Source organism: Pseudomonas sp. SL4(2022), assembly GCF_026625725.1.
Lineage (GTDB): Bacteria > Pseudomonadota > Gammaproteobacteria > Pseudomonadales > Pseudomonadaceae > Aquipseudomonas.
On sequence record NZ_CP113060.1, the window covers coordinates 3,696,204 to 3,709,296 of the forward strand.

10 protein-coding genes are annotated in these 13,093 nt (G+C 57.3%); 6 read left to right on the plus strand and 4 right to left on the minus strand.

Going from position 1 to position 13,093, the window contains the following annotated elements; translation table 11 throughout:
* Nucleotides 1-154 precede the first annotated feature (154 nt).
* Nucleotides 155-457, plus strand: a complete 303-nt coding sequence (locus OU997_RS17575; RefSeq protein ID WP_108486408.1) for a DUF1883 domain-containing protein — start codon at nt 155-157, stop codon at nt 455-457.
* An 81-nt stretch (nt 458-538) separates the two neighbouring features.
* On the opposite strand, the gene OU997_RS17580 is transcribed toward OU997_RS17575, so the two are convergent.
* Nucleotides 539-1,432 (minus strand): DMT family transporter, encoded by an 894-nt coding sequence (locus tag OU997_RS17580; RefSeq protein ID WP_267807805.1) that lies wholly within the window; start codon nt 1,430-1,432, stop codon nt 539-541.
* A 202-nt stretch (nt 1,433-1,634) separates the two neighbouring features.
* Here OU997_RS17580 and aceK point away from each other — a divergent pair, with 202 nt between their 5' ends.
* The 5 genes from aceK (at nt 1,635) to OU997_RS17605 (ending at nt 8,052) form a co-directional block, all read left to right on the plus strand.
* Complete coding sequence (gene aceK / locus OU997_RS17585) at nt 1,635-3,365, plus strand: bifunctional isocitrate dehydrogenase kinase/phosphatase (RefSeq protein WP_108486406.1); 1,731 nt, start codon at nt 1,635-1,637, stop codon at nt 3,363-3,365.
* Between the two features lie 5 nt (nt 3,366-3,370).
* A complete protein-coding gene (locus tag OU997_RS17590; protein ID WP_267807807.1) occupies nt 3,371-5,410 on the plus strand; it encodes a TonB-dependent receptor family protein in 2,040 nt (679 codons plus the stop codon).
* Nucleotides 5,411-5,499: 89 nt separating this feature from the next.
* The gene (locus OU997_RS17595; RefSeq protein WP_256582993.1) at nt 5,500-5,625 is read left to right on the plus strand and encodes a PA1414 family protein; all 126 of its coding nucleotides are present in this window, start codon (nt 5,500-5,502) and stop codon (nt 5,623-5,625) included.
* A gap of 176 nt (nt 5,626-5,801) precedes the next feature.
* Complete coding sequence (locus tag OU997_RS17600) at nt 5,802-7,367, plus strand: PAS domain-containing methyl-accepting chemotaxis protein (RefSeq protein WP_267807809.1); 1,566 nt, start codon at nt 5,802-5,804, stop codon at nt 7,365-7,367.
* A 76-nt stretch (nt 7,368-7,443) separates the two neighbouring features.
* Nucleotides 7,444-8,052 (plus strand): tRNA-uridine aminocarboxypropyltransferase, encoded by a 609-nt coding sequence (locus tag OU997_RS17605; protein WP_267807811.1) that lies wholly within the window; start codon nt 7,444-7,446, stop codon nt 8,050-8,052.
* A gap of 6 nt (nt 8,053-8,058) precedes the next feature.
* On the opposite strand, the gene OU997_RS17610 is transcribed toward OU997_RS17605, so the two are convergent.
* From OU997_RS17610 to OU997_RS17620, 3 genes are read right to left on the minus strand one after another with little or no spacing between them, the layout of a single operon-like run.
* A complete protein-coding gene (locus OU997_RS17610) occupies nt 8,059-9,417 on the minus strand; it encodes an HlyD family type I secretion periplasmic adaptor subunit (protein WP_267807813.1) in 1,359 nt (452 codons plus the stop codon).
* 8 nt (nt 9,418-9,425) lie between these two features.
* Nucleotides 9,426-11,576: a type I secretion system permease/ATPase gene (locus tag OU997_RS17615; protein ID WP_108486402.1), complete on the minus strand. Its 2,151-nt coding sequence runs from the start codon at nt 11,574-11,576 to the stop codon at nt 9,426-9,428.
* 33 nt (nt 11,577-11,609) lie between these two features.
* Complete coding sequence (locus OU997_RS17620) at nt 11,610-12,965, minus strand: TolC family outer membrane protein (RefSeq protein WP_108486401.1); 1,356 nt, start codon at nt 12,963-12,965, stop codon at nt 11,610-11,612.
* Nucleotides 12,966-13,093: the final 128 nt, after the last annotated feature.

The following is a 13,093-nucleotide window of genomic DNA, read 5'->3' on the forward strand; positions in this document are numbered from 1 at the left end:
GGGCGCGCATGCTACCACCGGCCAGGTTGCGGTGGTATGCGTTGAGATGGACAAGCATCGGATGCGCATACAAAACGACTAGCCTTTGCTCAAGCCGCGCCGGGCACTCATACTGGCAACCTGATTGGCCTGACCCAGCTGTGCGGAGCGGTAAATGAAATTTATACACCAGCGCGAACACCTCAACGAAGACGATATCGTCGTGATCGAGTGTTCGCAGACCTGCAACATTCGCCTGATGAGTGATGCCAACTTCCGCAGTTTTAAAAATGGCGGTCGGCATACCTACCACGGTGGCGCATTCGACACCTTCCCAGCGAAGATCACTGTGCCTAGCAGCGGCTTCTGGAATATCACGATCGACACCGTGACTCGCCGTGCCATCAGCGTGACGCGCAAGCCGACACTCAAACATTCGATCAAGATCATTCGCAAGTCGACCTCGCGCCTGAGCTGAGCGCTGCTTGAGCGGTTTTGCATAAAAAAGCCCGCATCACAGCGGGCTTTTTTATGCGGTTTTTCCTGACCCAAGCTGGCATCAAGCGGGTTTTCCGGCTGTCGGGCGAACCACCAGCCACAGGGCGATGGCGATCAGTACTCCGCCATACAGGTAGGCCCAGGACAGCGGCTCATCGAGCAGCAAGGCGCCCCAGAGTACGCCGAAGGGCGGGATCAGGAAGGTGGTGGTGCTGGCCCTGATCGGTCCGATATCACTGAGCAGGCGGAAATACAGCACGTAGGCGAATGCTGTACAGATAAAGCCCAGCCCGGCCAGCGAAAGCCAGACCTCCAGCCCGCCCCAGCTGGCTGGTGCCTGCATCACCAGGGAGCCGGCAAACCAGGGCAGCAGAAACAGGCTGGCACCACACAGGCTGGCGAAGGCCGTCAGGCGATTGTCCAGACCGCCTTGCTGGCCAATCCAGCGGCGGGTGAGAAAACCGGCAACGCCATAGCAGGCGGTCGCCACCAGGCAGGCGGCCGCGCCCAGCAGCAGATTAAGGTCGAATTCCACCGGGCCGGTGCGGGTCAGCACCGCCACCCCGAACAGACCGATGGCCACGCCGACCGCCTTACTCAGGGTCAGGGCTTCGGCGAAGAACAGCATGCCGATCAGGACGCCCATCATAGGGGTGGTGGCATTGAAAATCGCCGAATAGCCGGCCGGCAGTACCAGCGCGGCCATGCAATACATGGCCGAGGGCAGGCCGGCGTTGATCACACCAAGCATCAGGCAGTGCTTGAGCTTGCCACTGAAGTCCCAGCGCACGCGCATCAGCAGGAGAATCACCAGCAGGCCGAGCATGCCCAGGCTGGCGCGGAAAAACGCGGTCGGCATGCTGCCCAGTACCGGCGCGATGATGCGCATGAAGAGAAAGCTGGCACCCCAGATGGCAGCAAGCAATAGCAGACGGATCAGGTCAGCAAGACGCACAACAGACTCCACGACAGCGAAACAGGCCGAGCAGTGTTGCCGGGAGCGTCTGCCAAGGCAATCCGAAATACGCCTTCAAAGTACTGAACTGGCAATATTTCCTTGTAGATAAGCGTCTATCCATGCATTGCCGGCTTTTACTTGGCGCGGCCACTGGATAAGCTCGGCGGATTATCCGCATTTCTTCTGTAGGGGTTCGTTTATGCCACAACAATGGCCGGCCAGCGCGATTGCCGCACTTATCCTCGAAGGCTTCGACGATTACCGCGAGCAGTTCCGGCAGATTACCAACGGGGCGCGGGTGCGTTTCGAACAGGCCCAGTGGCAGGAGATCCAGCAGGCATCTGCGGCCCGGATTGCCTTGTATGAAGAATATGTCACGGCGGTCAGCGAGCGCCTGCGCAAGGCCTATGAAGCGGACGTGCTGCTGGATGTGGAACAGTGGCCGCTGGTCAAGTCGGCCTATATCGCCCTGATCGACCTGCGCTACGACGATGAACTGGCGGAAACCTGGTTCAACTCGATCTTCTGCGGCCTGTTCAGCCATGATCAGATCAACGACGGCTGCATGTTCATCCACACCACCCGCCCGGCTCTGCGGGTCAATGAGCGCGCCCCGCAAACCCGCGTGTACGAGCCCAAGGGCGATGTAGAGCCGGCTCTGCGGCAGATCTTCGAAGATTTCAGTTTCGAAGTCGGCTACGAGAACCTTGAGCGTGACCTCGCGCGCCTGCTCAAGCAATTGCGCGACAGCCTGCCGGACTGGGTGTGCAAGGACCCTGATCTGCGCATCGAGTTGTTCGCTTCGCGCCTGTACCGCAACAAGGGTGCCTATCTGGTGGGGCGTATCTACACCCGCGACGAGCAATGGCCGCTGGTGATTCCGTTGCTGCACCGCGAAGGGCAGGGGATTCAGATCGATGCGCTGATTACCGACGAAGCCGAAGTGTCGATCATCTTCTCCTTTACCCGTTCCTACTTCATGGTGCGGGTCGGCTATCCGGCGGAGTTCGTCGGCTTCCTCAAACGCATCCTACCGGGCAAGCACATTGCCGAGCTGTACACCTCGATCGGTTTCTACAAGCACGGCAAGTCGGAGTTCTACCGCTCGCTGATCAACCACCTGGCCACCACCGACGACAAGTTCGTCATGGCCCCGGGGGTGCGTGGCATGGTGATGAGCGTATTCACCCTGCCGGGCTTCAACACCGTGTTCAAGATCATCAAGGACCGCTTCTCACCCTCGAAGAACGTCGACCGCGCCACGGTGATTGAGAAGTACCGCCTGGTGAAAACCGTCGACCGGGTAGGGCGTATGGCTGACACCCAGGAATTTGCCGATTTCCGCTTCCCATTAAGCAAGTTCGACCCCGAGTGCCTGGCGGAGCTGCTGGAAGTAGCGCCGTCCACCGTCGAGGTCAATGGCGACACGGTGCTGGTGCGCCACTGCTGGACAGAACGGCGCATGACCCCGCTCAACCTGTATGTGGAAAGTGCCAGCGAAGCTCAGGTGCGCGAGGCGCTGGACGACTACGGCCTGGCGATCAAGCAGTTGGCGGCAGCAAACATCTTTCCCGGCGACATGCTGCTGAAGAACTTCGGCGTTACCCGCCACGGCCGTGTGGTGTTCTACGACTACGACGAGATCTGCTTCCTCACCGAAGCCAACTTTCGACGCATTCCGCCACCGCGCTACCCCGAGGATGAAATGTCCTCCGAACCCTGGTATTCGGTGGCCCCTCTGGATGTGTTCCCCGAGGAGTTTCCGCCGTTCCTGTTTGCCGATATCAAGCAGCGCAAGTTGTTCAGCGAACTGCATGGCGACCTGTATGACGCCGATTACTGGAAGAGCCTGCAGGAGGCCATTCGTGCCGGCAAGGTGATCGACGTATTCCCCTATCGGCGCAAGGATCAGGCCGACAAGGAGTATTGAGCCGCGTGCGTGTTGCCTGTGCCGCACTGACTGCCGGGCTGTGGCTACTGGCGGAGCGCCCAGAGCTGCTGGCGGCCGAGGTCGAGGCGACGGCGGTAGAACTCTCGCCGCTGCTGATTACCAGCCCGCGTAGCCATGTGCGCTGGCTGAGTACGCCTGCTGCGGTAACCGTGGTTGACGCATCGACCACCCAGGGTGAGCAGTCCCTCGCCCTGGGTGCCTGGCTGGCCCGCGTGCCCGGCGTGTTTAGCCTCAACCGCTACAACCTGGCTCAAGGGCTGCGTCCGGCCATTCGCGGTTTTGGCGCGCGAAGTAATTTTGGTGTGCGTGGGATTCGGGTACTGGTCGACGGTGTGCCCCTGACCATGCCGGATGGCCAGACTGAACTCGATGGCCTCGACCTTGGCCTGGTCGAGCGTATGGAGGTGCTGCGCGGCCCCGCCTCAGTGCTGTATGGCAATGCCGCTGGCGGCATACTGGTCATCGACACCCGCGAGCCGCCAAGTCTGCCGTCCATGCAGCTGGACCTGAGCGCAGCCGGGTTAGGTTATCAGCGCTGGCGTGGTGAGTTGGGCGGCAGTGATGGCAATCTGGGTGGTCTGCTGGCCTTCAACAGCAGCCAGCTGGACGGTTACCGTGAGCACAGCCGCGCGCAGACCAACAGCCTGACCGGCAAGCTGCGCTGGTATGCGCCTAACGGCCAACTGCGCTTAAGCGTCAATGCCATCGACAACCGCGCTGAAGACCCAGGTGGCCTGACGGCAGCTGAAGTCAAGGCAGATCGCCGCCAGGCGGCAGCCGGCAACCTGCGCTTTGATGCTGATGAATATATCCGCCAGCAACGCCTTGGCTTGGTCTGGGAGGGTTATGGCGCGGGAGCTGACCAGTATCAGCTGCGCAGTTACCTGGGGCATCGCGAGTTTGGCAACCGCCTGGGTTTTGAGCGAAACGGGCAGACCACCTTTGAGCGCTATTTCAGCGGCGTGGGTGGACAGTACAGCCATTACCGTGATGTGGCCGGTCTGGCGCATAAACTCAGCGCCGGTTTTGACCTGGAGGCGCAGCGCGACGATCGGCTGCGCCATGACAACCTACTCGGCGAACGCGGCACGTTGCGCCAGCAACAGGAGGAGTCGGCGCTGAGTCAGGGGCTGTTTGTCGAGAATCAGATCGACCTCAGCGAGCAATGGCAGGCGGCGCTCGGGCTGCGCTACGACCGCGTGCGCCTGGCGGTGGATGATGCCTACCTGATCGATAACCGTGATGACTCTGGTTCACGGCGCCTGGCTGATTGGAATTACAGCAGCGGTTTGAGTTATCGCTTCAGCGCTCAGCAATCACTCTATGCGCGTCTGGCCAGTTCGTTCGAAACGCCCACCATCAACGAGCTGGGGAACCCCCAAGGCGCAGGCTTCAACAGCACTTTGCAACCGGCTCAGGCGTTCAGTCGTGAACTGGGCATCAAGGGGGAATGGCCTGCGCTGCGCTATGCCCTGGCGCTATACCGCATCGATCTGGAGGATGAACTGCTGGCGTTTAGCTTGCCGGCGCAACCGGGACGCAACTTTTACCGCAACGCCGGGCAATCACGGCGCGATGGTGTGGAGCTGAGCCTCGACTGGCAGCTTGCCGATGCCTGGCGTTGGTCCCTGGCTTATGCCTACAACCGCTACCGCTTTATCGATTATCAGGCCCAGGCTGAGGATTTTTCTGGCAAGCGTGTGCCGGGTATTCCGGCGCAGAGCCTGTTCAGTGAAGTGGCTTATGAACATCAAGACTTCTATCTGCGCCTGGGCGTCACAGCGCAGACGCAGGTCTACGCCAATGACCGAAATACTCAGTCTGCCCCTGGGCATGCCTTGCTCAGCCTGCGGCTTGGCAAACGTCTGCAGTTTGCCGAGCAAAGCCTGGAGCCTTACTTGGGCATCGATAACCTGCTGGGGCGCGACTACTTCGACAACCTGCGTATCAATGACGGCAATGCGCGCTACTTCGAGCCAGGTCCGGGGCGCACTGTGTATGCCGGCGTGCGGGTGATGTTTTAACGGTTGTGCCAGCAGATTACTCAGGCCTGATCTAGGCTTGAGACAGGTGTGCATGCACCTGTCCGATGTTCCTGGCTGGAGGCAATTTCATGAATACCAAGTTGCAGACTGTCTTGCTGGATCTGTTAGTTATTCTCGGCTTGCGTAGGCAACCGCAACTGCAGCCGATTCCTGTGCATAACCATGCGGTGAACCCGAAAGGCCCCCGTCACTAACCGCCCATTCACTCTGTTTATCCTCAACACAGCAGTCATGTATTTAGCTGCTGTGTCGTATTGTCTGTGAATTGCTCCAAGTCATCATAAATACATATTCAACGGCGCATGACCTAGCGGCTTTGAGGGGCTGTGCTAGACCTAGAGTTGTAAATCGTAAAACAGGGATAGCTTCGATGCGCCAGAACCTTCCAGTGACCCCGCGAGAAAGAACTTTCCCCAAGGATGAACGGCTTATTTCCACAACCGACATCAACAGCATCATTACCTATTGCAATGATGCGTTTGTAGAAATCAGCGGCTTTACCCGCGAAGAGTTGCTGGGGCAACCCCACAATCTGGTGCGCCACCCTGATATGCCTCCCAGCGTTTTTGCTCATATGTGGGAGACCATCAAACAGGGCAAACCCTGGATGGGCATGGTCAAGAACCGTGCGAAGAATGGTGATTTTTACTGGGTCAGTGCATACGTTACGCCCATTTACGAAAATGGGCGCGTTGTGGGTTATGAGTCAGTCCGCTCAGTACCTGACGATGCCCAGAAGCGTCGTGCAGATGACTTATATAAGCGTTTGCGTGAAGGTAAATCACCGGTGCCGAAGCTTGAGTACTGGACCCTCGACATTATTCAGTCATGGCCGCTTATTCTCATTGGTCTGATTATTCTTGGGGCACACTTTGTATTGACCGATCTCTGGTTATTAGGGTTTATCGTGGCGGCCATGTTTGGTCTCGGCTCTTTTCAGCTTTACAGCAAACGCAGCCTTATACGTAGGACGCTGGCAGAACATCCCAAAGCCTTTACCAGCGCCCTCGTTGCGCTTACCTATACCGACAGTCGTGGCGCGCAAGCGCTGCTCGATATGGCCATGATCAGCGAAGAGGCGCGTTTGCAAACAGCGCTTACACGGATCGAGGATGCCGGTAATAACGTCAAGAAACATGCCGCACGTTCTGCCGACTTGTCTCGTTCCAGCGCACAGATGCTGGATCAACAACGCACTGAGACGGATCAGTCAGCGACGGCGATCAACGAAATGGCCGCCACCATTCAAGAGGTGGCGCACAACGTGCAAAACACTTCACATGCGGCCGAAGATGCTGATCGGTTGGCCAAGCAGGGGCTGGAGTTGGCCAGTGGCAGTCTGAGTTCGATGCAGCAGATGGCCAACGCGGTGATGGATATTGGTCAGGCTGTAAATGATTTGGCTAATTCAACACAGTCCATCGGTAGTGTGGCAGATGTAATCACCTCAATTGCTGAGCAAACCAATCTGTTGGCATTAAATGCCGCCATCGAAGCGGCTCGGGCTGGTGAGCAAGGACGAGGTTTTGCCGTGGTAGCCGATGAGGTTCGTTCGCTGGCCTCGCGTACTCGTGAGTCCACTGAACAAATCCATCAAATAATCTCGTCGCTGCGGGCTGGTGCTGAACGTGCAGTGGTCACGGCCGGTAAAGGCGAGGAGATATCCCAGCAAAGTGTCGGTAGTGTCGAATCTGTGCGTACCGCATTGGCTGGAATAAGTGAGGCGGTAAGCCGTATTACGAGTATGAGCCAACAGATGGCTGCCGCATCCGAAGAGCAGAGCCATGTGGCTGAAGACATCAGTCGGCAGATTACTCAGATTGCCCAGCTATCTGATCGCAGTGCTGATCAAGCGCATCAGGGCGCGCAGATTGGTCAGGAACTAGAGGACATGGCTGACTACCTGCATAGCCTGGCCGAACGATTCAACCGCTGAAGTCAGCCTCAGATCCCTGTGAGGTTGGCGCCTCCGAATAGTGTCTGTGGCACACTGCGTGGCAGAGGAGAACACCATGCCACGCCTGCAATGCCCGCGCTGTACCCGTCCAAGCAATCGCTGCCTCTGTGCGCTGATTCCCCATTTGCCGAGCCGTACTCGGGTGTTGATATTGCAGCACCCGAGTGAGGTGCAGCATGCACTTAACACGGCACGTCTGGCTGTATTGGGATTGACCAATGCTGAGTTGTGGGTAGGTGAAGTGTTCGACGCGCTGCCTGCGTTGCTCAAGCAGCCTGGCTATCGTGCCTGCCTCTTGTTCCCTGGAGAGCAGGCCGAGGCATTATTGCCGTTTGCCGAACAGAGCCATGACATCCCGTTACTTTTGGTAGTGCCTGATGGCACCTGGCGTAAGGCTCGTAAACTGTTGCACCTGAACCCGCTTCTGGCAGCTTTGCCGCGGGTGATGTTGCCGCCGGGGCTGCAGTCGCGCTATCGCTTGCGTAAAGCGCCCATGCCAGGGGCGATATCGACTATCGAAGCGATTGTGTCAGCGCTCAACATTATTGAGGCGCCCAGTTGTTTCGATACACTGCTTGCGCCATTCGAGGCGTTGATCGAGGGACAGATCCAGGCGATGGGTGAGCACACCTTTCAGCGTAACCATGCTGATGCGGCGGGCTAAGTGTCCTCAGCGTTCGCGCATTGCTTCTGAGCGCGCCTTGAGTACCGGTTTGAGCAGGTAGTCGAGCACGCTTTTCTCTCCGGTGATGATGTCCACGGTAGCGACCATGCCGGGGATGATTAGCAGTGGACGCTCCTCGCTGCCCAAATGGCTCTTATTGGTGCGCACCTGGATCAGGTAGAAACTGTTGCCTTCTTCGTCGGTGATGGTATCGGCGCTGATCAGTTCAAGGTTGGCCTTGAGTCCGCCATAGATGGTGTAGTCATAGGCGGTGAACTTAACCATGGCCTTTTGGCCCGGGTGCAGAAAGGCTACATCCTGTGGCCGTACCTTGGCTTCAATCAGCAGGCTGTCATCCAGCGGGACAATCTCCAGCATGTCACTACCGGGCTGGACAACGCCGCCAATGGTGTTGACCTTGAGCTGCTTGATGATGCCACGTACGGGTGAAACTACTGTCGTGCGGCTGACCCGGTCATCGATGGCTAGGCTGGTGGCGGTAATTTTTTGCAGTTCCGTGCGGATTTCGTTGAGCTCTTTGAAGGCTTCCGAGCGGAAGCTCAGCTCTGACTCCTCGATCTTGCTCTTGATCTCATCCATCGCCGATTCGGCTCTGGGAATGGCCAGGTTGGTCGCGTCTAGTGAGCCGCGTATTTCCACGAGGCTACGGCGCAAGCGGAGAATTTCTACCTGCGAAATGGCACCGGTAGCTACCAATGGTTGCGACATGTCCAGTTCCTGCTGCAAAAGGCCCATGCTGGAACGGTACTGCTGGGATTTGGCACGAAACTCGGCCAGTTCCTGAGTCTTCTGTCGCAGTTGTTCGCCGAGGGTGCGTTGCTCGCTTTGCAGCCGATTTTGCCGCGACTGGTAAAGCGCCAATTCATCCTCGGCCAGCTGCGGTGCCTGGTTCAGGATATCGGTGGGCATATTGAGTGGTCGGCCTTCAGCCTCAGCCGTCAGGCGTTCGACCCTGGCGACCAGGGCCAGTCGGTCGGCTTCGGTCTCACCACGGTTGGAGAGGAAGCGTGTGTCATCCAGGCGCAACAGCACAGCACCTTTTTCCACCACTTGGCCTTCGCGCACGAAAATTTCACTGACAATGCCGCCTTCAAGATTCTGGATGACCTGGATCTTGCTAGAAGGAATAGCTTTACCTTCACCGGTAGTGACTTCTTCCAAAATGGCGAAATGGGCCCAAGCCAATGCCGCTAACAGGCAGGTACTGACCACCCAGACGGTGATTCGGGTGAACCAAGGTGAGTCTTCGAGAATGGCCCCGTCGACCTCTGGCATGAACTCGGTATCCTGCTTGCGCTGATGCATGCTGGCAAAGTAATCGCGAATCGAGTGGCGTGTGGACATGGCTGTTCCTATACCGCTGCTGGGCCTACTCGACCTTTGCGTAGCGCCTCAATCACTGCTTCTTTCGGGCCGTCCGCAACAATGTGGCCGTTATCCAGTACCACCAGGCGATCAACCAGGCTGAGCATGGAAGCGCGGTGGGTAATGAGCAGCATGGTCTTGCCCTGAGCGAAGGTTTGCAGGCGGTTACGCAGAATTTCTTCGCTGGTATTGTCCATTGCACTGGTGGGTTCATCGAGCAACAGGATGGGAGGATCGAGTAGCAACGCACGGGCCATCAGTACGGCTTGCCGTTGGCCGCCAGAAAGCAATTGACCGCGTTCACCCACCGGGCGGTCAAAGCCTTGTGGGTGTTGCCGCGCCAAGTCAACGACACCGGTTAACTCGGCCACTTCAAGCATGCGCGCATCACTGACGTAGCGGGCACCTAGCGTCAGGTTGTCGCGCAGGCTTCCAGCGAGCAATGGCAAATCGTGAGCGACATAACCAATCTGGTGGCGCAGATCGGCTACATCAAGCTGACGCAGGTCGAGGTTGTCGAGCAGAATCTGCCCTTTGTCCGGGCTGTAGAAGGCCATTACCAGGCGGGCAAGCGTGCTCTTGCCAGAGCCGCTGCGGCCGATGATGCCAATCCGCTCGCCAGCTGTCATACGCAGGCTTACGCCGGCCAGGGCTGGGGTGCTTTGCCCAGGGTAGTTGAAGGTCACGTCACGTACATCGAGGGCACCGTGTAATTGGGTACGATCCAATGGGCGCTGTTTCGACTGACGTTCCTGGGGTAAGGCCATCAGCGCGTCGGTGCTGGTCATGGTCAGGCGCGCTTGCTGATAGCGGGTAATAAGTCCGGCAATCTGCCCCAAGGGCGCAAGAATACGGCTTCCCAGCATATAGCAGGCGACCAGAGCGCCTACGCTGAGGTTGCCGGCAATAATGATGTACACCCCGCAGATGATGGTGGCCATACCGGCAAACTGTTGCAGAAACAGGGTACCGTTGGTGGCTATGGCGGCCAGAGAGCGGGCATGTACATCCAGACGGGTGAGTGCGCCGTGGGTTTTCTCCCATTGGTGTTGGCGCTCACTTTCCGCGCTGCAGGCTTTGAGTGTTTCCAAGCCGCCAAGTGTTTCAATCAGCAGTGCCTGGCGTTGTGAGGCCAATTGCAGGCTTTTCTCAACCGTATCGCGCATTCGGGCCTGAATGATGAAGGCAAACAAGGCTGTAATTGGGAAAGCCAGCAAGGGGATGGCAACCAACCAGCCGCCAATAAGCCAGATCACCACAATCATCAAAATCGAGAACGGCAGGTCGATCAGGCTGGTCAGGGTTACGGCGGTAAGAAACTCTCGTAATCCCTGGAAGTCATGAATACTCTGCGCAAAACCACCAATGGTCGCCGGCCGGGCCTTCATGGACATGCCGGTTATTCGCTCGAAGAGTGTTGCCGAGAGTACGACATCGGTTTTTTTGCCGGCCGTATCGAGCAGGTGCGAACGTAGGACTTTCAGCAGTAGTTCAAAGCCCATTCCGATCAGCAAACCGATACTTAAAACCCACAGCGTCGAGGTTGCCTGATTGGGTACGACACGGTCGTAGGTCTGCATGACAAAAAGCGGCACCATGAGGCCAAGCAGGTTGATCAGCAGGCTGGCGAGAATGGCGTCGGTGTACAGCCAGCGTGACAACTTGAGGGTGTCACGAAACCAGGCTTCAATTCGCGGCACCAATGGGTTTCGTGTTTCTTCCAGTTCATGCCGTGGACGGGCGAAAAACGCTTTACCGCTGTATTCCGCTTTAAGCTGTTCGAGGCTGACCCACTGTTCGCCGCCATCAGCTTCGCACGGTAAAATCTGCGCTTGATTATTAGGCCCCCACTGTCGCAAAACGGCACTGCGACCGTTTTTTAATAACAGTAATACCGGCAGGTTGAGGGTCGAGATGCTTGTCAGGTCGCGTTGCAGAAGGCGTCCCTGCAATCCCGCTCTTGCTGCAGCTCGTGGCAGTAGATCGGCAGTCAGGCGCTGCTCAGGTAATGGCAGGCCAGCACTCAGGCTGCCACGGCTGGCTGAACAACCGTGGAGTTTGCAAAGAATCAACAAGCCATCTAGCAGCGGGTCATCGTGGTTGAGGCGTGGATCGCTGGCTGGCCCTGGCCGTTCCATGGTGGTCAAGGTCTACTACTCCTTATGCCGGTTCTACTTCATGTCCGGCAGACGCGCCTCACTTTTCACTTCGGTGAGGGCTACTGCTTCTACCGGTACGACTACTTGTTGCTGCCGCAACAGATCCCCCATCGCAGTGGTTACGCGGTACATGGAAAACTCTTCGAGAAAACGCACTTCGGTGTAGCGACGGTTGGCAGTGAACAGCTCGTTCTCACTGTCGAGCAGGTCGAGCAGGGTACGTTGACCGAGACTGAACTGCTGTTGATAAGCTTCGCGGACGCGTTGGGTGTAATCCGCATAATCGCGGGCTTTCGGGGTTTGCAGCTGGGCGTTCTCCATGGCGTTCCAAGCCAGGGAAAGGTTTTCGTTGAGTACACGCAGGGCGTTGTTGCGGATATCCATCGATTCATTGATCTGGTGCGCGGTTGACTGCAGGCGTGCTTTGTCGCGCATACCGTTGAACAAGTTGTAATTCATCACCACCGCGGCCCGCCAACCCTTGGTGTGCCCCTCATCACCTTGAGTGTCATTATCGGCATTGGTGGCCAGTTCGAGATCTACGCGTGGGTAAAAGGTGGATTTGGCGACTTCATATTGCTTCTCAGCGGCGTGCACGTCAGCTTGTGCCGACTTGAGGAAAGGGTTGTTCTCGATCACCGTTTGGCGCGCATCGGAAAGCGTGGCTGGCAGTGAGCCTTTCAGTGAGGCGGGCGAATCCAGTTCATCTGGCATACGACCAACGGCGCTGAAGAAATTGGCTTCGGCATCGGCCAGGTTGACCTTTTCGGTATAGAGATTGTTTTCTGCCAGGGCCAGGCGCGCTTCAGACTGATCGAGATCAGCCGTACTGCCTACACCCTGCTGACTACGCAGGCTGATCTGATCATTAATGCGTTGGTGAGCCTGCAGGTTATTGCGGGCCAGCTCGACCATTTCGCGGCGCATCAGCAGGTCTAGATACACCTCAACAGTACGCAATGCCAGACTTTCAGATGTACCCAGCAGGCGGTAAGCCCGAGAGTTGACCACGGCTTTGGTGCGTTCAACTTCATTGGGGGTGTTGAACCCATCAAACAGCATTTGCCGCAGGCGTAACTCCGACGTGCCGTAGTTCAGTGTTTCAGTGTTGTGATTACCCAAGGCTCGCGTGCTGGGACTGTCGGTATGTTCACGGCCATAGCCCACCAACAAGTCAACAGTCGGGAGGTAGCCGCCTTTGGCAATCTTGACTTCTTCATCTGATGAAAGACGGCTGTTGACGCCTGCATGAATTTCTGGGTGGTTGTCCAGCGTACTTTGGATCGCTTCCGATAACGTTATGCCTTGTGCCTGTGTACAGGCCATGGCCAACACAATACTGCTCCATAGAGGGTTGAGTGAGCGCATCTGGTAACTCTCCTTTATTAAAGTATCAATCCAGTCGCCAAAAAAATGGCTCTTTTCCCTGATGTTTTGTTCTGAGTTTGTAACCTCATAGCTAAGAACACTTTTCAGCGTAGCTAAGAAAAAATTGC